Genomic DNA, 20706 nt, shown 5'->3' with positions numbered 1-20706 from the left:
ACCAACCCCTTATGGAGTGAACGCGTACCAACGCAGGAGGACTCATGAACACCGACGACGACCGCACCATGCTGATCCTCACCCTGCCGATCCTTGCGCTCCTACTGGGCCCCGGACTGCTCGCCTCCTTCCTCCCCGACGTGCGCGCCCTGCTCCTCGAAGCCCACCTCCTCGTCGACGAGAACGTCGTCATCCCGATCGCAGACGGAATCGGGCTCGACACGGCAAGGATCGTCATCCTCGGAGGTCTCCTCGTCGCACTGCTGACCCTGGGCGCCCTCGGAATCAAACGGCTCCACGCACGCCGCGACGAAAAGGCGACCCGCTGATGTCCGTCCGCGCCACAACCGCCGCACTCCCCCGCAGCAACCCGCCAATCCTCGCCGTCGGCGCACTCCTGACCGGCATGCTGCTGGCAATCGGAGCCGGCATGCTCCTCGAACTGCCCATCTTCACCCTGATCCTCGTCGGCATCATCACGGTCGCGCTCACCGCGGCTGTCATCGCCACTCACATTCGCTCTTCCCGTCGTCAGGAATCCCTGGACCTGTGCCTGATGCGCCTCTACGGGACCCTGGGATGGCCCGCTCCGGCACGGGAACAGCTGACCGCTACACGGTGGCGTGGTGGATGGTTCGGCAAGCCCACGCGTCTCCTGGTGCGTTACAACCCCATCGCCGACGAGTCCTTCCCCGAGATTCTGGGAGAGACCAAGCGCATCGTTGAACGCGCCTTCGACTCTCGATACAAGCTCGGCAAGCACAAGCCCCGCAAAGGGTGGTTCCAACTCGCGCTGAACACCGAAGAGGCCGACACCAGCAAGGACGCGCAGATCGAGCGTGTGCACACCGTGATCGCGAAGACCTTCGGCGGGGACGCCAAGGCGTCAACGAAGTTCGTGGACGACAAGCTGCGCGAGATCACCGTCCGCTACGAAGTGACGCCGAGGCTGTCCTCGAGCGCGCTGCGCGGCCGCATCGAGTCGCAGATCTCCTCGGTGCTCGACGGCCGCTGGCGGGCATTCTGGGATCTGCAGAACGACACCGTCCGCCTCGAGGTGCGTCCCGACATGTCGGGCGTGATCTTCAACCCGAACCGCGCCCCCGCCGCGGTCGATCCGCTCGCCAGCTACGACGACCTCAAAGTCCCGTTCGCCGTCGACGAGGACGGCAACACGATCTACTGGCGTCCCAAGCGTGACCCGCACGGCCTTATCACGGGAAAGACCGGCGCCGGCAAGACGGTCGCCATGCTGGGCATCATCCAGTTTCTCGCCGCGCAGGGGTGGGAGATCTGGGGCATCGACGGCAAGCGCATCGAGCTGCTCGGTCTGCGCTCCTGGCCGAACGTGCGGATCATCGCCGGACGCATCGACCACCAGGCGCGCGTCGCACACGAGGTGTTCCGCACCATGCAGCAGCGCTTCGAGGACTACGAGAGCGGACGGATGCGCCTCGAGGACTTCACCCCCGTCCTGTTCCCCATCGACGAGTTCAAGACCTTCAAGAACGCCGTCACCCGCTGGTACCGCACCGTCAAACCCAAGGGCCCCGGCACACAGCCGCCCGTGCTCGAGGAAATCAGCGACTTCATGTCCCTGGCCCGCAAGGTGCGAATGCACGCGCTGCTCGGTCTCCAGCGCCCTGACGCCGAGTTCCTGACCGGCGACATGCGCGACAACTTCGGCTTCCGCGCATCCTTCGGACGCCTCTCCCCCGACGGCGCACAGATGATGTGGAACTCCTACTCGACCGGCGTCACCGTTCCCGTGAACGCCAAGGGCCGCGGCATCGCCTACGACGACCACGGCACCCCCGTCGAGATCCAGGCCTACTGGACGCCCGACCCCTACCAGACCGAACCCGAACACCCTGAGAACTGGGTCTTTCCCGACGACCTCAAACTCGTCCAGCAGATCACACCGAAGCACACCATCCACCAGCTGATGGCGATCGTCGACCCGGAAGACCAAGCCGACCTCGACGGCACGGGCACCGACGGGGTGCCCGATTACAACGACTACATGGCGGCTCGGATCGTCACAGCCGACCGCATCGACGAACTTCAGCACAAAGCGCGCGGACTCATCACCGGCCTCGAAGACGACAACCGTGTCGCCGAGCTGGACCGAATCCAGCGTGAAGAAGCAGAGCCCGAGCTCGACGACGCCGAAGAACTGTTCGCCGGCTACACCCAGCCCGACGAGCTCGTCGTGGAAGAAGTCCTCACCGACGACGGCACGCTCGCCCGCGAAGGCATGCTCGCCCTCGTCGACCCCGACACCAACACCTGGGGACTCGTCGAAACAGCCGAGTACGACGAGTTCGACGAGGGATACATCGCCTTCACCTACCGCGACTTCGAAACCGGCGAACCAGGCACGCTCTCGCTGCCCTCTGACGGCGCCATCACCGTGCGTAGCCCCGGTGCATAATCGTGCTGCTCTTCATGTCCCGAGATGTAGACACGCACTCGAATGTCTTCCATGTGCGTGTGCACATGTGGTTTAGTGGCGCGCATGGCACGTATTCAGCGGCGACGTGGGGCGCTGCTCGACCCGGTCCAGCCCAGCTGGCGCATCGAGCGTCAGACGAAAGTGCGCGCCGACGCTATCGCAGCGCGAGTGGGCATCTCGACCTCCGAGTTCGTCGACGAGCTCGTGGCCCACATCGAGTTGACGGACCAGGGCATTCCCGTTTGGATGCCCGAACTTCCACGGGATGGGGAGCTGCCTATCGATACGGCATAAAACGACGGACCCCCCGCCGAAGCGAGGGGTCCTGGTGTCAATGGTCTCGGTCTGAGCGTCGCCAAACAAATCAGTCCGAGTTAGTCCTCAAGAGTTCAGGCCTGCCAGCCAGATCTCTTGTGTATGTCACCCGGGAAGCAACCCGGGGTCTTGTCACGCCTACCGAGGAGGTAGAGGAGGTGGCCTCATCGTAACCGTTAATGCTGGGATTAGCGAGCTTCGCCACGCGAAATCTGCAAGCAGTTTGCAAGAAAAATGCAAGCAGATTTCGCCTGTGGATGCCGGAGTAGCAGGCCTTTCATCCGATCGAAAGCCGCAGTCTGGCTCGCAGCGTTCGGGATCGTGGTCGCTAACTCCTGCTGACGGCGCCTATGCGGCACTGCCGGCGTGGACTTCTGCACGCGCCTGGATGGCGCTCGTCGAGCGCGTCCTGGGCTCTGAGCGGGCTGCGCAGCTCCGCGGAAAGAAGATCTCCGTTGGGAGTGCGATCCTCGTCGCCCGCGCCGACATGGCCGCGGCCGACGTGCGCACCGGCCGCGGCGTCAGCACCTCGCACGAGACGGTCGCGAAGCGCCTGGGTATGAGCAAGCGCACCGTCGGCGAAGCTCGGCGTCTGCTCGAGAAGCTCGGCCTCGCCGTCACGGTCGTCATGGGCCGGCACCTCTCCCCCGCCGAGCGCAGCCAGGCCAAGAGGCTGCACGGGAGATATCAGGAAGCTGCCGCATCGGTGCGCGCTCTCGTCATGCCTCGCCCCACCAGCCCTGTGGATACTTGCCACCTACCTCGCAGAGGTTCAGTTCTTAAGACATCTCCTGTTCAAAAATGGTCACCAACGCGCGCAGGAGCGCGCGAGACGGCCGCTTCGCGGCCAAAGCCGAGACGAAGAAGTACACGCCGGGTCCCCCCGGCGACATCGCCTCGCCCTATCGAAGTTCAGCGATTCACCTGGGCCGTCGCCCGCAACTACGGCCTGGACGCCGGAGGACCACCCACAGCCACCGGTGCACTGCACGGCGGCCGCCACATCGGCCAGCTGAGCAACATCCTGCAGCGCTACGACGTCACGCCCGACAGGTACACCCTCGCCACGCTCCGCGCAGAGCTCGACGAGGCGATGGCGGCCGCGAAAATCCTCCCGCTCGAGAACGGGCAAAAGCGCGACCGTCTCGCGCACTTCGCCTGGATGCTGTCCAAGCTCCAGACATTCACTCGAGGCGAGACACGCCTGCAGCGGCAACTCAGAGAGCACGCAGATCGCCTCACGAAGCGACACTCCGACCTTGAGGCGGCACGACAAGCCGAAAGGGAGCGGCAGCGCCTGCTGGAGGAGGATCAAAGCGCTCGTGAAGCGATCATCGAACAGCTCCGCCGTCACAGCCTGAGGAGGCAGCCAGCAAGCGCAGCACAGCGGGCAGCCGCTGCGAAGGCGCTCGTGATGGCGCTCATCGGCCACGAGCGGGCCCTCTACGCCATGCCAGTGCGAACGCAGCAGCTGGTGGGCGAGATCTCCGCTCTCGATAAGTGCCTGACCATGCACGGATGGCACCCAGAGCACGACGTCGCAGCTGGGGCTGCGCGGTGGCGTGACAGCGACAACGGCGAAGAACTCGTCGTCGCCCTTGTCGACGGCGCTGAGGACGCCGCTCGAGTTCGCGTCGTGTTCCCCCACCGGGCGCCGCTGCCGTCCGCAGTGAGCGACATCGTGGGGCACCTCGCGTCATCGGGCAATGACGGAAAAAACGGCAACGACGCTAATAACGCCAATAACGGATAAGACGTGTATTGCGTCAACGACGGAATACACGTTATATTCGTGAAAGACGTGATACACGCAATAAACGGTAATCCCGTTACTAACGGCGAGAGGATCCACGATGGTGAACGCGCGAGCCACGATCGACCATGACCAGCTCAGCAGAGTGATGGCGATCGAGAGCCTCAAGGGCGGTGTCGGTAAGACGACGCTCGCAGCAAACATAGGTGGCTACTTCGCCCTCGCCGGCGCGCGAGTACTCCTGGTCGACCTCGACCCGCAGGGCAACCTCGAAGACGACCTCGGCTACGCCGACGACGACCGCAACGACCAGGGAGAGTCACTCGCCAAGGCGTTGATGTTCGGCGGCAGCGTGGACGCGCTCATCGGCGTCCGAGAAAACCTCGACGTCTGGGCCGGCGGGGGACACCTCGCGAACGTCACCGCGGCACTGAGCGCCAAGATGGGCAACGACCCGACCGCAGCGAAGCTCGCACTCGCTCGCATCCTCGAGCCCGTGGCCTCCGGCTACGACTTCATCTTCCTCGACTGCCCACCCGGCGACGGAGTACTTCAACTGGCAGCCCTGTCGGCAGCACGCTGGGTGCTTGTGCCGAGCAAGACCGACAACTCGAGCATCAAGGGCGTCGCGAAAGTGGCCGAGCGCATCGACCAGGTGCTCGACGTCAACCGGGGGATCGACTTGCTGGGAGTGATCCTCACCGATGTGGGAACCGCCACCGGACGCAAGGACGGCACAGTCGTGATCCGCAACGCCGAGCGCGACGCGCGCGCCGAGCTCGACGCGATGTTCGGAGTCGGGGACGAAGGCGGCATCGGCCGAGAGGTCGTGTTCCGACGAACCGTTCGCCACAGCGAAGCGGTCGCCAGCCAGGCACGCCGCGCCGGGCTCCTCGCGCACGAGCTCGACGAGCGAGCAAAGGCCGAGGCCAAGGCTGGCATCGCCTGGTGGAAGATCCGCAGCGGCGAACTCAAGGACAAGCAGCTCACCAGCGCCACGGCAGGATCCGTTGCCGATGACCTGCAGGCGATCGCACAGGAGATCAACGACCGCATCATCATGGCAGAGACGCCGACGCTGGAAGGAGCCCACTCATGACCGACAGCACCCGGGGCATCACGGGCCTCGCGCCTCGCAAGGTCGATCCCAAGCGGATGTTTGCCGCCAATCGCGACGCCGAGACAGCCACGCCACCCGCGCCGGAAGAAGTATCCGCAGGGACACCCGCGCCGGAAACGCCCAAGGAGCAGCCCACGAAGGCCTCCACGGCGCCAAACGTGCGACCGAAGGCCCAGCAGCCACGGAAGCCTGCCCCGCCCGCACAGGGCGCTCAGGGACGCGTGAATACCTACATCGACGCGGGCAAGCGGGCACGGGTCGTCGCCGCCTACAAAGCGACCGCGCACCTCGAAGGGGACGAATCGTTCAGCGCCTTCGTAGAGACGGCACTCGTGAACGAGGCCATCCGTCGAGAGCAGCTCCACAACTCCGGCAACGAGTTCGCGGCCGCGGGAAAACTGCAACGCGGCCGCCCCGTGCGCGACTGAATACACACAGTCGGGTGCGTGTATCGCACCACGGTCTGGAGCCGAGCCATCCTCGAGCTGCAGGGATACGGGCGAGCTACGCTCTGCTCATGTGCGGCCGCTTCTCTCTGTCGTCGAAGACCAACGAGCTGATCACGGAGTTTGTCGTCAGCGGAGGCAAACCCGAGGATTGGCGACCCACCTACTCGATTGCGCCCACGACCAGCGTTCCGATCATCCGTGAACGTCTCGCTGACGATGACGTTCAACGCGAGCTCACGCTCGCACGATGGGATTGGCCCAAGCCCGCGAGCCGCCCCGGCGGTGGGCCGATTATCAACGCCAGGATCGAGAAGCTGCCTACCGGGTTCTGGGTCGGCGCGTTCTCCAACAGCCGCTGCATCGTTCCCATGGCGCCGGGCTACTTCGAATGGACGGGGCCGAAGGGAAGCAAGCAGCCGCACCTGATCGCCGGCGACGGGATCCTCGCCGCTGCCGGCCTGACCTGGACGACCGACATCGCAGGAGAGCGGCAGCGGGTATTCGTCGTCATCACCAGAGAGGCACGAGACGCATCCGGAGAGATCCACGACCGGATGCCGGCGTTCATCTCCGACGACCTCCGCGACGACTGGCTCAACCCCACCTCGCTCACCATTCAAAACGACAGCGCCGCATCGAAAAGGAACCGCCTCGAGCTGCTCGACGAACTCGATGCCAGCTCGAGCGCGATCGCCGAAACGATGCGCACCCATCTTGTCGACCCTCGGATGAACAACGCCCGCACCGTCGACCGGCACGACTCGACGCTGCTCGAACCGATCGATCAGCCGAGCTGAGCAGCGCCAACCGAAAAGTGCTTGAAAAATGCAAGCAGCCCTCAACGTCCGAAACGTGACGCACTTCAATGCGTTCCGTGTACTGGGGGAGAGGGCCTGTTGGTCTGAGCCTCCGCATCTCCCTCGCGCTATAGCGCGGGTCAACGCTGCGGCTCAGCCTAACACGGGCGGCGAAATCTGCAAGCAAAATACACGCAATTTGCAAGCACTTTTGTCCGATTGTCAGAACTCTGTCAGTACGGCCACGAACTTTGTCAGTAGCGCCATAACCTTGCGGTGAGTGATCATAGATCCTCCTTAGTCAATGCGAGACTCGGCGAGACTCATCGTCTGTCATCAGAACCGCTGGATCAGCGTGTGATCGCAACTTGCCCCGCAAATCGCCTCTGCCACGGTGTCTCCACGGCGCCGGATCGATAGTGCGTGCGCACCCATTCCACGGCTTCCTCTGCGGGGACACCGCTGTAGCGCGCGAGGATTGCGATAGCCGTTCCTGTTCGTCCCCGTCCACCTCCGCACGCGATTTCGACCTTCATTCGGGCTGATCGGGTCAACGCCTCCTCGATCGCTGCAACCGCATCGGTCGCGCTTCGCGGCACACGGAAGTCCGGCCAGGCAACCCATCGGGATTCCCAAGCCTCAGCGTGCGGCTTCGCGGTCAGATAGATCCCGAAGTCGGGCACCTCATCGCCAACCGGTGGGCCTGCCCTCAGGGATCGACCCCGCACGGTGCGACCGTTTGGAAGCTCGACAACCCCAGCCATCATCGGATCCCACGTATGCATGCTTCCATCCTGCCGGGCGGCCGTTTGGTTGCGTGCGGGCTGCGCACACTGCTCGTCGACTACTGACAAGTTGTCTGGCATAACGAGTGCCGGTGGCGGATCGAGGGACCGCGGAATTCCGGCAAGCCGAAGCTCGAGTACTCGCCAAACTGCGTGTCATCGAACAACTTTTCGAGTCGAAATGTCATGCGTTCTGGAGTCTTCCGCGTGAGCTCCCGGTCGATGTGATGCGACGTTCACGGAAAGAGAAGAGGCCACCGATGAAGTATCGGTGGCCTTCAAGACGATCTGACTCAGCGTCGCTTGCGTCCGTAGAGATGACGTACCGCCGCAGTCACCGCGTCGTCCTTCGTCAGCCGGATGCCGTTGTCGGCAGCCTCCTGGCGAGCGCGATCGATCAGCTCATGAACATCGGGCGGCAGCCGGAACGTGGCCGGCTTCTTGTCGACCTTCTTCACGTTGTAGGGCCCGCGTCGACGCGGTGCCGGCTTGGCGAGATCCTGCTCGGCGTCTTCGACGTCGACTTCCGTCACCGGCTCGAGGGATCGCGAAGCCGTCTCGGGCTTGCTGAACGCTGCGCTCCAGTCCGTCTTGGGCTTCCTCTGTGGCTGGGTCATCGGTCGCCTCCCGCCAGGATCTCCTCGAGCACGTCGGGGTAGACGCCGAGGTTCGTGGGTACGGTGCCGAACGCCTGAGAGTAGAGCAGCTGGAACGGCACATTGACATCGAGAACGTGGAGACCCTCGACATCGCCTTCCATCGCTTTGAGCTGCTCCCACGCTTCACGGAAGCTGATGGTGTTTGGCTTGGTGCGTGTGAAGAGTATGGACAGCTGTATCGGCTTGATGCTTGCGACCTCGGCAGCGGCCTGCAGCGTCGGGGTGAGCCGCGTGGCCTCCGAGGGGGTGGCGCCGATCGGCATCACCAGGTGGTCGGTGACCATGAGCGCCTGCCGCAGGGTCGTCGAGTCATTGCCGGTATCGATGATCAGGTGCCCCTCGGGCCACATCTCGCGGACGCGCTTGCCGAGCATCTGTGACGGCAGGTACACGACGTTGACCTCGGCTGGCCACACCTCGCCGGCGTACTCGGACCACTCGAAGCTCGTGCCGTTCGCGGCATCCGCGTCGACCAGAAGCACGCGCTGGCCGGTGCGCTTAACCAGAGCGAGGGCAAGCATGATCGACGTCGTCGACCGGGCCACGCCGCCCTTGAGGTTGCCGACGGTGAGCCTCAGGGGGTTCTCTAGTGGCGTCTGCTTATCAGTCATCGTCTACTCCTCGTCACGACCTGCGGCCGCCGCGGCGTCGCCCCTGCTCGAGGCGTGCCTTTTCTTCTTGGCGCCGAATCTCGGCAGGGTTCAGTGCACGCGATCGCCGCGGCCTGCCCTGAGCCTTGAAGTCCTCGTACTCGGGTGTCTTCGTGTCGGCGAACACCGTCAGGGTGACCCCTGTGATGGGTTCGCGGGACACGTCGAGGTTGAGGTACCTGTTCTTGGACTCACCGCGCATCCACTCCAGTGCACTGCCGCCGGCCTCGTTGACGCGCTGCAGCATCGTCGAGGCGTTGTACGTGTTGACCTCCATGACGCGCCCGTTGGCGAACGTCAAGGTCGCGCGGATCTTCTTCTGATTGTCGCGGGCCTGGCCCTTGGCCGCGTTCCGGATCTGGCGGACGAGTTCAGCGTCGGCCGACGTGCGGCCCTTCGCAGTCTTCCCCTTGGGGAGGCGGAGCTCGACCTGCCGACCACCCTCGGCCATGTACGTCGTCGACGCCTGCATGGCACCACCCTGGCGGGCGGAGGTGTACTTGCCACCTGGATCCTCAGGAACCACGGTCTTCTGCTTTGCACCCGCCTTGGCCCGGACGGGAACCAGACCCCCCGACTTCAGGCGCCGGCGAGGGGGAACGCTGGAGGTGCGACCGGTGTTGGCCAGCTCCTCAAGAGTCGATCGATACAGCGCGCCGCTGGTCTCGCCGTTGAGGATCTTCCGCACCATCCTGGGGGAGCGGTGCAACTCGGCCGCGATCTCCGCCGTCGAGATCCCGCGCCCGCGGAGGAAGCGCACCAAGTCCTGCGCAGATCGGGCGCTATTGCTGTTGTCGCTCACGACATCACCACCTCGTGCTCGAGCGCCGACTCGACGCCGGCTTTTTCTGCGCGGCCGCGCAACGACAGGCGCTGCTGCAGTCGCTCCGGCGTCAGGAACGACCCACGCAGATAGCCCTGCAGACGCAGGCGGCCAGGCTTGCCGTCGTCGCCGCCACCGCTCGCGACCGGCAGTGACCAGGTCGGCAGCATGCTGGTGTAGATGGCGTCACCCTGGATGCCCAGCAGTGTGGACGGATCGACTGCGAGAGCCCCGGCGGTGTGGAGCCCGAGAGCGCTTGGTCCGTCGAGTACTCGAGCGCGAGCTCGCCCCCACACCTGAGCAGCGAGCTCCGGGTGATAGAAGGACTCCGTCCGGGAGTTGCGTTCGCTGGGAACGTGGTAGACGAACAGCTTTCCTTGCCGCTGCATGCGAGCTTGGAACTGCGGAGGAACATCGAGGGCGTTTGTCGCGACACGGGTCTGATCGCGACCCGACGACGCGAATGCGCCCACACTGTGCAGCACGATCGCTCGAAGCGCAGCCATCACCGCCTTGCGCAGCAGAGGGTGCATATCGGGGTGCTCGTTGACCCGGTCTCGGGCGCGCATGATCCGTTCGAAGAAGGTGTCCAACGGACGCGCCTTGCGGAAGACGACAGCCTCGAGCGGGTCAATCACCCACCCCGCTGCGCGCGCCACCTGGATCTCGGCTGCATCCGCCCACGTCTCACCACGCGCCCCTGGACGGTTCGGGTAGTACCAACCCTCTTCCACCCGCTGGTGGCGGACGCCGAGGAGTCCGACGTGGTTCCACGTCGAGGGCACCTGGAAGCGCACGTTGAATCTCGCGCGTGCGTACGGATCCTCATCCATCAGCTGATACGCGGCCGCACGATTCAGCCGACGCGCTGGACCCAACCCGAGCTCGCGGCCGAGCGCGGCGTACATGAAGCGACCGTCGACATACGCGAACTCGGCCATCTTCTTCTGTTTGGCCGGATCAACCAGCGGGACGCAGTCCTCGTGGGTCGAGAAGTCCGGGCCGGCAACGAGATGCTCGATATGGTGCTGGCCACTGGTCGCGTGGATCTCCTCGGCGATGTCAGAGGACACCGGCACGGGATTGACGTTCTTGGGCAGCGACAGAGCCCAGAGGTTCGTTCCGGTCGCAGCGGGGGAGTTGAACATCCGCGCGCGTTCATCGGCGGCCTTGAGAATCGCGGCTGTGGTGTCCCACGCGCTCCGCGCCTGCGCAGGGGTGAGAGGAATCTCACCGAACCACTCTTCGGCCGTGCGGATCTCGATCTTGAAGCCGGTGGTCTCGTGCTCGAACCTGCCCGTAGGCGGCCCGTTGTTGATCCAGTGAGTACCGGGCTTCCACCGCGGCGTCTGCACGTACAGCCAGTGGCGAATGCCCGGCTCGGGCTCGGGGCGCTTTCCCGTCAGCATGATCCGATTGGCGCCGTAGCTGGCGGCTGTATCGAGCAAGTCGGTGAGGTTCGGGTTCTTCCGGCGATCGCCAACAACCGGCCGGACAACTACGCCGTCCTGCGTCACACCCTGCCCGGACGTGTGATCGACCCAGATGGTCGGAACGTCTTTCGGTACCCAAGGCTTCGGGCGGTAGTCGAAGTCCTCCATGCCCGTCACCTCCATGTGCTTATATTAGTAAAAGAATATTGCAATTTGCAAGCATATTTCACGAACTGCGACGGCTTCTGAGGGTCCCGAAGCTCAGGATGCGCGTGCCTCAAGATGAGACGAGCGCGCGCGAAACGCCTTCTGCGTCTTCCGAAGCCCGGTCTCGGTCATACCCAGCAGCTGGGCAACTTCCCGATAGGTCATGCCAGCTGCGCGCGCTTCCTCAACCAGATGCCCACGACGCTCCAGCAGTTCGTCGGTGCGGGAGATCTCTACACCGACCTGAGAGATCTGCCGGCGGATGTCATCGATGTTCGCCATGACAACCATGTTACGGAACAGGGATGCGAAACCAGATACCGGATGGGGAGTGTCGCCCCTTCCAGTGGGAACCTGTCGCCACGGCTCGTTACATTTATGAAGGAAGCGCGCAGTCACGCATGCTCGATCGAGAAGAGGGCCTCCCGCGAATGAAAGACACCAACGCTGCCGGGCGCCGGATAAGCAGCGCGGAAATCGCCGAGAAGATGGGCGTCTCCCTCAACACGGTGTACGTGTACCGCAGCAGCGATCGCGACAAGTCGCCGGGCCCCTCCCGGTTTCCCGATCCCGTCGGCTTCGAGGGGCGAACCGTCCTGTTCGATGAGAACGCGATCGACGCATACATCCGTGCCCGCTCGGACACCCAAGGCCGGGCCGGTCGGCCTCCACGAACCGCCCTGCGCCGTACCGGCCCGACTGCACCCTTCCCGGACCGGATCCGCGAGGCCATAGCCGCCGGCGCCGGCGCGCCCGGTATCACCACTCTCAAGCAGCTCGCCGAGACGCTGCAGCTGAACAACGTCACCTTTGGCGAGCGAATGCGGGGCCGGACGGCCTGGACCGCAGACGAGCGGGAACGGATCGCCTCCACGCTCGGGATAGAAACCAGCGACGCCAACCTCCAGGTCGAGCAGCTGCGCGCCGAGCGGCGCACTCGACGAGAAGAGGACGAATGACGGCACCGCTGCCAGACCCTCCTGCCGGCGTCCACCTCGCCACCCGCCCCGACAGAATCCGTGAGGCCGGTTGGGTCTTCCGATCGCTCCTCTGGGAGCGTATTTTCACGCGGCGAAGCACGAGCGGCCAGCGCCTCTTCTCCCTCGCGATCGTCCTCATCCCTCTCGGAACGCTCTGGTACATCGGCTGGCGGGACGGCATCCGCGGCCTCATCATCGCCGCGCTCGTCCTGCTGGCCGTACTTGCGCTGTGTGCGGGGCTCCTGCGCCGGCAACGGCGGGGCACGCAGACACGGGTCTACGTGCTCGATGACCGGACCGCGACCCTGACGATGACCTCCAACGGCGATTACTGGACTATCGCCGGCCACAACCGCAGCCGAAAGGCGCCAGGCGCGGGGGAGCGATTACAAGATCAACTGCTCCCCACCGTGTCGGTCGCCGCCGATCGCGCCGACGTCGGCGTCCGCCTCACCGCGGCCGCACCCAAGCTCGCCGACCGCTATGCCCACAAGCTGCCCGGATTGCTCATGATTGGTCCGGCCGTCCCGTACGGAATCCAGATGTACCGCCCCAGCCTCACGCAGCGCCGCGTGATCTCCATCGACGAACTCGATTAGACGCCGGCGAAGAAGCGCACCACTGTCACGCAAGGTTGGTACACTCCTGCATTGACAAACCTTCTACTGCATCGATCGGAGACTCGGCATGGTTTCAGCGCAGACGATTGCGCTCGAGGACGTCGTCCGCCCGGAGTACGTCACCTACAAGCAAGCCGCCAAGATGATCGGCGTCAAGCACGACACCGTCCGCGTGTACCAGACGAGATCGCGTCGGATCGAGAAGGAGGGCAACAAGACTGGGCTGCCACTGTTCCCCACTCCGATGCGGATCGAGGGCATGCGCGCCAGCGCGGTCTTTCGGCGAGCGGACATCGAGGCGTACATCGCCGAGCAGCAGAACCGTGGAGACAGCATCACGGGCCGGCCACCTCGCAATGCTGCCGATCGCCTCGACCAGGACGCGAGCCGTGGAGTCAGCGAGTGGCTGGAGAAGCTCTTGTCAGAGCGTTCCATCAGCAAGGCAGAAGTCGCGCGGGCAGTCGGGATCGGCGCCGGCCCGCTGCGCTCCCGGATGTCAGGTCAGGCGCGGTGGCGCACGGCAGAGGTGCCCGCACTTGAGCAGCTGCTGGGCGAGAAGCTGCCGACAGGCAAAGGCAGCAAGAAGCGCCGCTGATCCATAACGCTGACCGGCCCGCCCCTACTGATCTTGCTCGTCTGCCTGCTCCGCAGTCTGCATACGCGCAGCCGCGTCAGCTTTGATCAGGCCGTGCTCAGTCATGCCGAACATCAACGCGAGTTGCCGCCATGTGGCGACGTTGCGACGTCGCGCTTCGGAGATCAGGCGAGTGCGAGCATCCACAACTTCCGCGAGCTCTTCGCGAAGGGCTCTCTGTCGCTGCGCGAGCTGCTCCAATTCGGTCATGAGCTCATGTGAGTCCTCAGCGGGGCTGGTCATGACGGACCACCTTGGGCTGCCGCGCCAAGTTCGTCTGACGCGATGTTCGCGGCCCGGGAGCCTCGGATCAGTTCCAGGGTGCGGAGCCGCCCGAGTGCGTTGGCAAACCCTCCGCCCGCGACGGCGTATCCCGTGCGCTCGGCAATCTCATCGTTCGACAGTGCATTCGGCCATGCCTCGAGCAACGTGGAAAGGATGGCCCGCTCCGCTTTAGCCAGCCGGGTAAGCCAGTGGTCCACGAGGGCCTGCCCGGATGGCAGCGGCTCGAAGTCGCCGAGATCGGCGATGCCCTGCTCGGTGATCGAGATGTGATCGCGGCCACCGACGATACGGCCTGTGCTGCGAAGGCGGCCGAGCGCGTTGGCGAACGCGCCTCCCTTGCCGCTGTAGCCGGTGAGATGTGCGATCTGCGAGTGCGTTCTCGGTCCGTAGGTGGCGAGGGCAGACAGAATCAGCCTTTCCGCCTTACCCAACGAACCGCGCTCGTGAGCCGTCGCCGACGGCTCACGAGTCGCCTGAGTGGTCGTCGTCCGGGCTGGCGGGGCGAGAGGGGCTACCGGCTGCGGATGCTCGGTCCGTGGGATTGAAGGCGGTGGCACCTTCGTGTGTGACGGAGTGGCAGCGGTTTCGATCTGGCTTAGCAGCGCCCACGCCGCGGCGACATCGCCCTGCACCGTGCCGAGCATCTCGTCGACGCGCGTGAGAGTCTCCGTCGCCTGATCGAAGCGACGTCGGTCCTCATAGGTAAGGGTGGGCACCTCCACGCGCACTTCCATCGGCGGGCTGATCGCCGGCGCTGCGGCCGGCCGTGAGGCGAGCTGCCGCTCCAGCTCTGTGATGCGAGCTCGCAGTCGGCGGGGATCCTCTGCCGCAGCCTTATCGATCGTGGCGCGGATGACGGAGCCGAGCTCGTCCAGATCGATCGGGGCGCGGGCCTGCGGGACAGCGGTAGCGACACCGACCTTCGGGGTGGCCGAGGAATCGAACGTCTTCCGTGCCCGGACATCGACCATCTGCAAGATGCCCAACCAAGAGGGAGACCACACCCATGCCGTGCCGGTGGGAAGGCTCGCAAGTGTCGACTTCACTCGCAACGCCTCTGCCTGGTCGGCATGCAGGCGCACCCACTCGTCGATCGCGGCGACGTCGCGCGGTCCGGTGAGGCCGTGGGTGATGAGGACTTCGATCTGTGTGAGCACGTCCTTGTTGAGCACAGCCGGCCGTTGTGTGACCAACGTCACACCCAAGCCGCGTGCGCGGCCGCGTCTCACGAAATCCTCCATTGCGCCCAAGAGTCGGGCGCCCTCCGCACGTGGATTCTGGGGCGCGAGCTCGTCGGCCTCATCGAAAACGACATGAAGCGGATCCCGGTTGCGGTGGTAGACCTCCGTCACGAAATCCGTCAGGAACCGCCGAGCCGCGCCCTTACTGAGCAGTGATGTGTCGATCACAGCGGGGATGCGGCGCTCGACGATGACCTCCGCGATCACCTTGCCCGCGGTTTCCTCGAGCGGCACGTCAGCATGAGATCCGCCGAACACGACCACAGGAAGTCCCGGTCCCTTGCCGGACTTGCTGGAGCGCAGGCCCCACCACACGCCGACGGTGTCGACGACACACACAGGAACGCCCAGGCCGATCAGTTCCTCGACGATCACACCCGCGGTATTCGTCTTCCCTTTGCCACGGCGCCCCAGCACTGCGATGGCTTCCGTCGCGAGATCTATCGGCAGCGAGAGCTTCGAGCCGAGCTGGATCTGAGCAGCAACCGTCCGACTCATAATCGGCCTCCCGTATGCAAGTCAGTTGTGTAACTAAGTTACACAATACGGCCACAATAGAGCGAGCGCTAGCACCTTCCGCAGATTCGGTCTAACTTCCTAATGTCTACCCGCGCGCGCATACTCGAAATCGTCAACATGTTCTAGGAGGTCCCTCATGCGCGCTGTGGATGTACGAGTCGCGGCCGCGATCGACGTGCGTGCCATGTCCGTACGCCCGGGCATTCGGGTCGCCCCTGTCGCTGTCGCAGCAGGGTTTCCGTCGCCTGCGCAGGACTACTTCGAGGGAGACATCGATCTCACGGAGATGCTCATCGACGATCAAGCGGCGACCTTCATTGTGCGCGTTGCCGGCGAATCGATGATGAACGCGGGCATCAGCAACGGCGACGAGCTGTTGGTCGACCGGTCCAAGACTCCCCGCGACGGCGACGTGGTCGTCGCCGTGCTCGATGGGGAGCTCACGGTGAAACGGCTCCGGCTCACCCCAGTCGGCGTCGTCCTCCAGGCAGACAACTCGGAGCATCCCGACATTGTCGTCCCCGAACTCTCAGAACTGACCATCTGGGGCACGGTCACCTACTGCTTGCACAAGCTCTGGATCAGGTGAGCCGGTGCACCTCGCGCATGTTGATATCAACAGCTGCTACGCCAGCATGGAGCGGGTCTTTCGTCCAGATCTCGCTTCCACCCCTCTCGTCGTCTTGAGCAACAACGACGGCGCGATCGTCGCTGCCAGCGCCGACGCGAAAGCGCTCGGGATGCAGATCGGTGAGGCGTGGTTCAAGGTACGAGCTCAGGCCGAACGGCTCGGTGTCGTCGCGGTGAGCTCCAACTACGAGCTCTATGGGTCAATGAGCTCGAGGGTGATGCGGCTCCTGGCTCGGTACACCGCAGATCTCGACATCTACTCCATCGATGAGGCGTTCCTCGTCGTCCCGCCGCACATCGAGCGGGATCCGGGAGCCATGCAAGCCTGGGCCCAGGACATCAAAGGCACCCTTGCGCGGCTGATCGGCGTGCCGGTGTGTGTGGGGATCGCGAACAATCGCACCCTCGCCAAGCTTGCGAATAGGTGGGCGAAGAAGGCGTCGGCGTTCGACGGCGTCTGTGTCTGGCCTGACATCGACCCCGCCGACCGGCACGCGCTGATGAGCCGGCTGCCTGTCTCGGAGATCTGGGGCATCGCGTCCCGCCTCGAGCGCCGCCTCAACGCGATCGGCATCGAGACGATCGCCGACCTCGCTGCAGCCGATCCGACCGTGGTTCGGAAGAACACGTCCGTGGTGACGATGCGAACGGCGCTCGAGGTGCGTGGAATCCCCTGCATAGAGGCCGAACCCGACCACACCGGCAAGAAGCAGCAGCTGATCGTGTCTCGCTCGTTCGGGGAGAAGATCACCACGGTCGCCGAGATGCGCCAGGTGTTCTCGATCTACGCGCAACGCGCTGCGACCCGACTCGTTCGCCATGGTCAGGTCGCCAACCTTGTCACAGCATTCGCCAGCACCTCCTCATACGCGGAGAGCACGTCATTCCAGCAGACGGTCGCCCGGCTCCCCACGCCGACAGCAGACCCAGTGCAGCTCACCAAAGCAGCACACAGCATCCTGCCGAAGCTCGAGGAGGGCATCCGCTACGCGAAAGCCGGAATCATGCTCACCGATCTACGCAAAACCGACGAACACCAGACTCTCGACATGTTCCGACACGCCCACGAGGAGTCACGGATCGCTGAGCTCCTGGACAGGGTGCAGCGCAAGACGGGTCGGGAGGTCGTGGGGCTTGGCTATGCCGGCATTCGGCCCGGGCCCAGTTGGCAGATGAAGCGTGCGATGCTGACCCGTCGTGCGACGACTCATTGGGACGAGCTCGCGATCGTGCGCGCCTGAGAGGGTAGGCGCTGTCGCCGGTGCCGCGGCGCGCTACCCGCGCACCGGCGTGGGCCTGAGCAGTTCATAGGCATCGTCGGGGCCGGTGACGATCTGCGCCTCGCACTCTCGGATGAGGCGGTGGCATCCGGACGATGCTGGGCTGCTGATCGGGCCAGGCACGGCTCCGAGGCCGCGGCCGAGGATCGCGGCGTGGTTGGCCGTGGTGAGGGATCCAGAGCGCCAGCCTGCTTCCACGACGACCGTGGCAGCGGCCGTGGCGGCGACGAGGCGATTGCGACTGAGGAAGCGGTGTCGAGTCGGAGCGGATCCGGGCGGGATCTCGCTGATGACGGCACAGCCGGCGTGCGTAGCAATCCGGTCGATCAGGTCTCTGTTGCCGGCCGGGTAGGCGCGGTCGACGCCATTGGCCAGCCAGGCGATCGTGTGGCCGTCGTTCCAGAGCGCTGCCCTGTGGGCGGTGGCGTCGATGCCGTAGGCGGCGCCGCTGACGATGGTGATCCCGCGCCCGACGAGGTCGGTGGTTAGTTCTCGAGTGACCTGGTCTCCGTAGTTGGTTGCGGCGCGCGCGCCAACGAGAGCGATCTTGCTGCTGAGGGGAGTGACCGCGGCGCCCAGGTCACCTCGAACCCAGAGCACATGGGGCGCGAGGATCCCGAGATCGGCGACGCCGGGCACAGCGTCGGGGTCGAGCATCTGAATGCCGTGACGCTGTGCCTCCCGGAGTGCGAAGTCGAGCGTGCGGCTGTTCATCCGCGGTAGCCATCGCTGTACGGCTGTCGCAGCCTCCTCCTGGGTTGAGGCGGCGTCGGCGTCCATGATCGCTGTAATGCATGCCGCAGGGTTCTCGAGCGCGGTGAGAGCTTCGGCGTATCCGATGGCCGCCACGAGACCGCCGGCGACCGTGTCGCCGGGCTCGGTGAGGACGGACCAGGCTGCTCGCGCCTCGAGGTTGACGTTGGTGGGGGTGCTCACGGGGATCTCCTGTCGTGGGATTGTTGGTAGGTGGTGGCGGGGGAGAGGTCACCCCGCCATCACCGGGTCAGTTGCGCAGGTCGGCCCAGTCGCGGCCATGGATGCCGTCGAACAGGTCGGACACGGGGCCGGTACCGGCACCGACGAGGATGTCGTGGCGCTCGGCGTAGTAGTCGGTGACTCTGTCGGTTGCGGTTGCGGTCGCAGTTGCCATGGTTTGCGCTCCTTTGTATCTCTGACAGTTACATACTAACGCACACCTCAGACATGGACCATGGACGACGATGCGACGGACCCGACTTGGCCGGTGTCAGCTGACGGTCCTGAGTTCGGCGGAGTGCTCGAGTGACGCAAGGCGTCTTGTCCATCCACCGATGACATGGGCTGGTGTGGCCCATGTGTCGAAGTGCTCAAGAGTGAGGGAGTTGCGCCGATTGATCAACGCCGGCACGTCCAGCAGTGACAACTGGAGATAGCTCATGTGGACGGCAGTGAGGCTGAGATCGTCGGCGGTGACGTGGACGCTCTCGCGATAGTCGAGACCGCGACGAGCGAGAGCTTGAGTCATCGCGATGACCATGGCTCCCGCCCCGCAGGCTGGCTCATAGATCGTCAGAAACGGCCGGGGTGGGACCCGAGTGGAGGTGCCAGTGAGCTGCATTTCGGCGATGAGCTGCGCCACGTTGTACGGGGTGAAGAACTGTCCGCGATCGCGGTCAGCGATGCCGAGCTGCATGTATGTCTCCCCGAGCACGTCGCGTGGGTTCTGGGTCACCTCGATGGCCACCAGGGCCAGTGCTTCCGCGAAGCGGTCCATCTGCGCGGCGCTGTACTGAGATCGGATGCGCTCGTACGACTCCTCCCGCTCTCGGAAGCCGTGAGAGTCGACGCGGTTGCGGATGGCGATGGCGCTTGCCTCGCAGAAGTCCGTGAATACCGTGCGCAGGTCGCGAGATCCGGCGTTGGCTTTGAGTGTCCTCACGATGGGTGTCATCATTGCTGCTCCTCTCGGCTCGTCGAGGATCAGCGGGAAACCGCAAAGCTGAAGTCCGGGAGGTGACCGGCGGCGACGAATGTGCCGACGATCTGCGACAGGCCGTGCTCGGGGTCGATCGCCAGCGCGCGGAGTGAGTAGGCATCGGCGTGAGTCGAGCGCCCCAGTGCCCAGGAGAGCCACGCAGCGACCGCCAGAGGGCCGACCTGCTCACTTTCGGGTGCGAGTGCGGCGAGGTGGCGGCACGCCGTCAGAGCGGCGGACAGGCGGTCCGCGTCGGGGCGCGGTCCCTCGCCCCACATGACCATCGCCAGGTGCTTCGGGTAATCGACGCCGTTCTCCCAGGCGATCTGCGCGTCCAGCGCGCTCTCACCGGCTGCGAAACCGTGCGCCCACTGCACCACGGCCACGTCGCGCAGCGAGGGCCGGTTCAGCAGGGTGATCATCGTCGCGGCTGACTGCGCCTTGAGGTCCGATCCATCCCACGACAGCGACTGCTCGAACAGGTCGAGCGGGTCAACGTCCAGCATTGCCAGACGGATGCCGAGGTCACCGGGGAGAGCCTCGGCGACCTCCCGTGCGAGAGCCTCGTCGGCCTCCGGCAGAACCGCCCCGGCGTGCTGATCGGCTGCGGTGACCATCGCTGCCAGGTGCTCGGGAACCTCGGGCATCGGGGACACCGCATCGTCGCCGATGAGGCCCCACCCGGCGCCGGTCACGTAGAACCGCTCGATCATGCTCAGCCCGCACTCGTCGGCGGTCTGGGTGATCGCCTCAGCGACCGCCTCGGCCTCGGCGCGCTCGCCGTAGACGATGACCGCCAGGCCCGTCGCGTTCTCGACCCTGCAGACCAGGCCAGCGGCCACGGTCGCGAGGTGCACGGCGTTCTCGACGCTCGGCAGATCGAAGCGCATCGCGCCGATCGTGCGGGGACCGTCGAACGGGATAACGACGACTGAGTCAGTTGGCTGGTAGCCGAGCATCGGGGGCACGGCAGCGAGGAAGTCGCCGGGCTGAGTGGCCTTGTGGAGGGTGGGGAGTGGAGTGGTCATGGTGTGTCCCTTCCTGGGGTTTGTATCTCTGACAGTTACAGACTACGAGGGGGGTCAGACATTGGGGACCATGGGCGGCTGGTTGGGGT

Annotated in this window: 24 protein-coding genes; 12 read left to right on the top strand and 12 right to left on the bottom strand. The window is 65.0% G+C overall.

The genetic code is table 11. The annotated features are described in order from the left end of the window. Positions 1-44: 44 nt before the first annotated feature. From ACFC3F_RS05040 to ACFC3F_RS05010, 7 genes are all read left to right on the top strand, one after another. The gene (locus ACFC3F_RS05040; RefSeq protein WP_376127315.1) at positions 45-329 is read left to right on the top strand and encodes a hypothetical protein; all 285 of its coding nucleotides are present in this window, start codon (positions 45-47) and stop codon (positions 327-329) included. Continuing rightward, on the top strand, positions 329-2434 hold the full coding sequence (locus ACFC3F_RS05035; protein ID WP_376127313.1) for an FtsK/SpoIIIE domain-containing protein: 2106 nt from the start codon (positions 329-331) through the stop codon (positions 2432-2434). Before ACFC3F_RS05040 ends, ACFC3F_RS05035 begins: the two co-directional genes overlap by 1 nt. An 84-nt stretch (positions 2435-2518) precedes the next feature. Next, entirely contained in the window at positions 2519-2749 is a 231-nt protein-coding gene (locus tag ACFC3F_RS05030; protein WP_071044894.1) for a type II toxin-antitoxin system RelB/DinJ family antitoxin, read from the top strand. A gap of 409 nt (positions 2750-3158) precedes the next feature. Further along, positions 3159-4523, top strand: a complete 1365-nt coding sequence (locus ACFC3F_RS05025; protein WP_376127310.1) for a hypothetical protein — start codon at positions 3159-3161, stop codon at positions 4521-4523. Positions 4524-4623: 100 nt separating this feature from the next. Beyond that, positions 4624-5622, top strand: coding sequence for a ParA family protein (locus ACFC3F_RS05020; protein ID WP_376127308.1), 999 nt, complete (start codon positions 4624-4626; stop codon positions 5620-5622). Further along, on the top strand, positions 5619-6071 hold the full coding sequence (locus tag ACFC3F_RS05015) for a hypothetical protein (RefSeq protein WP_376127306.1): 453 nt from the start codon (positions 5619-5621) through the stop codon (positions 6069-6071). The genes ACFC3F_RS05020 and ACFC3F_RS05015 overlap by 4 nt, the downstream gene beginning before the upstream one ends. 89 nt (positions 6072-6160) lie before the next feature. Beyond that, positions 6161-6889 carry an SOS response-associated peptidase gene (locus ACFC3F_RS05010; protein ID WP_376127304.1) on the top strand — a complete coding sequence of 243 codons (729 nt, stop codon included), beginning with the start codon at positions 6161-6163 and terminating at the stop codon, positions 6887-6889. 350 nt (positions 6890-7239) lie between these two features. On the opposite strand, the gene ACFC3F_RS05005 is transcribed toward ACFC3F_RS05010, so the two are convergent. From ACFC3F_RS05005 to ACFC3F_RS04980, 6 genes are all read right to left on the bottom strand, one after another. Next, on the bottom strand, positions 7240-7653 hold the full coding sequence (locus tag ACFC3F_RS05005; RefSeq protein ID WP_376127469.1) for a protein-tyrosine phosphatase family protein: 414 nt from the start codon (positions 7651-7653) through the stop codon (positions 7240-7242). Between the two features lie 314 nt (positions 7654-7967). Next, the gene (locus ACFC3F_RS05000) at positions 7968-8291 is read right to left on the bottom strand and encodes a hypothetical protein (protein WP_376127302.1); all 324 of its coding nucleotides are present in this window, start codon (positions 8289-8291) and stop codon (positions 7968-7970) included. Next, positions 8288-8944, bottom strand: a complete 657-nt coding sequence (locus ACFC3F_RS04995) for a ParA family protein (protein ID WP_071044819.1) — start codon at positions 8942-8944, stop codon at positions 8288-8290. Before ACFC3F_RS04995 ends, ACFC3F_RS05000 begins: the two co-directional genes overlap by 4 nt. Positions 8945-8957: 13 nt before the next feature. Next, positions 8958-9785, bottom strand: a complete 828-nt coding sequence (locus ACFC3F_RS04990; protein ID WP_376127300.1) for a hypothetical protein — start codon at positions 9783-9785, stop codon at positions 8958-8960. Beyond that, complete coding sequence (locus tag ACFC3F_RS04985; RefSeq protein WP_376127299.1) at positions 9782-11422, bottom strand: hypothetical protein; 1641 nt, start codon at positions 11420-11422, stop codon at positions 9782-9784. Before ACFC3F_RS04985 ends, ACFC3F_RS04990 begins: the two co-directional genes overlap by 4 nt. A gap of 78 nt (positions 11423-11500) precedes the next feature. After that, positions 11501-11728: a hypothetical protein gene (locus ACFC3F_RS04980; protein ID WP_071044816.1), complete on the bottom strand. Its 228-nt coding sequence runs from the start codon at positions 11726-11728 to the stop codon at positions 11501-11503. 149 nt (positions 11729-11877) lie between these two features. Between ACFC3F_RS04980 and ACFC3F_RS04975 the strand changes: the two genes are divergently transcribed. The 3 genes from ACFC3F_RS04975 (at position 11878) to ACFC3F_RS04965 (ending at position 13641) form a co-directional block, all read left to right on the top strand. After that, entirely contained in the window at positions 11878-12405 is a 528-nt protein-coding gene (locus ACFC3F_RS04975; protein WP_376127297.1) for a helix-turn-helix transcriptional regulator, read from the top strand. Beyond that, complete coding sequence (locus tag ACFC3F_RS04970) at positions 12402-13025, top strand: hypothetical protein (RefSeq protein ID WP_376127295.1); 624 nt, start codon at positions 12402-12404, stop codon at positions 13023-13025. The genes ACFC3F_RS04975 and ACFC3F_RS04970 overlap by 4 nt, the downstream gene beginning before the upstream one ends. Before the next feature lie 88 nt (positions 13026-13113). Next, positions 13114-13641, top strand: coding sequence for a helix-turn-helix transcriptional regulator (locus ACFC3F_RS04965; RefSeq protein ID WP_376127293.1), 528 nt, complete (start codon positions 13114-13116; stop codon positions 13639-13641). Between the two features lie 24 nt (positions 13642-13665). Here the strand turns inward: ACFC3F_RS04965 and ACFC3F_RS04960 are convergent, their stop codons facing one another. Then, the gene (locus ACFC3F_RS04960) at positions 13666-13923 is read right to left on the bottom strand and encodes a hypothetical protein (RefSeq protein ID WP_376127291.1); all 258 of its coding nucleotides are present in this window, start codon (positions 13921-13923) and stop codon (positions 13666-13668) included. Further along, positions 13920-15704, bottom strand: a complete 1785-nt coding sequence (locus ACFC3F_RS04955; RefSeq protein WP_376127289.1) for an ATP-binding protein — start codon at positions 15702-15704, stop codon at positions 13920-13922. The genes ACFC3F_RS04960 and ACFC3F_RS04955 overlap by 4 nt, the downstream gene beginning before the upstream one ends. 205 nt (positions 15705-15909) lie before the next feature. Here ACFC3F_RS04955 and ACFC3F_RS04950 point away from each other — a divergent pair, with 205 nt between their 5' ends. Both ACFC3F_RS04950 and ACFC3F_RS04945 read left to right on the top strand, forming a co-directional pair. Then, a complete protein-coding gene (locus tag ACFC3F_RS04950) occupies positions 15910-16314 on the top strand; it encodes a LexA family protein (RefSeq protein WP_376127467.1) in 405 nt (134 codons plus the stop codon). 4 nt (positions 16315-16318) lie between these two features. After that, positions 16319-17596, top strand: a complete 1278-nt coding sequence (locus ACFC3F_RS04945; RefSeq protein WP_376127287.1) for a Y-family DNA polymerase — start codon at positions 16319-16321, stop codon at positions 17594-17596. Between the two features lie 33 nt (positions 17597-17629). On the opposite strand, the gene dprA is transcribed toward ACFC3F_RS04945, so the two are convergent. The 4 genes from dprA to ACFC3F_RS04925 all read right to left on the bottom strand — a co-directional run bounded on the left by dprA (position 17630) and on the right by ACFC3F_RS04925 (position 20617). Beyond that, positions 17630-18571, bottom strand: a complete 942-nt coding sequence (dprA, locus tag ACFC3F_RS04940; protein ID WP_376127285.1) for a DNA-processing protein DprA — start codon at positions 18569-18571, stop codon at positions 17630-17632. Between the two features lie 67 nt (positions 18572-18638). Next, complete coding sequence (locus ACFC3F_RS04935; RefSeq protein ID WP_376127283.1) at positions 18639-18785, bottom strand: hypothetical protein; 147 nt, start codon at positions 18783-18785, stop codon at positions 18639-18641. 96 nt (positions 18786-18881) lie between these two features. Further along, positions 18882-19568 (bottom strand): N-6 DNA methylase, encoded by a 687-nt coding sequence (locus ACFC3F_RS04930; RefSeq protein ID WP_376127281.1) that lies wholly within the window; start codon positions 19566-19568, stop codon positions 18882-18884. Between the two features lie 26 nt (positions 19569-19594). After that, on the bottom strand, positions 19595-20617 hold the full coding sequence (locus ACFC3F_RS04925) for a DUF4192 family protein (RefSeq protein WP_376127279.1): 1023 nt from the start codon (positions 20615-20617) through the stop codon (positions 19595-19597). Positions 20618-20706 lie beyond the last annotated feature (89 nt).

The organism is Microbacterium sp. NPDC055910 (assembly GCF_042271185.1).
Taxonomy (GTDB): domain Bacteria; phylum Actinomycetota; class Actinomycetes; order Actinomycetales; family Microbacteriaceae; genus Microbacterium.
The sequence above is the reverse complement of the archived record's forward strand: the minus strand, read 5'-3'. Positions and strand labels throughout refer to the sequence as shown.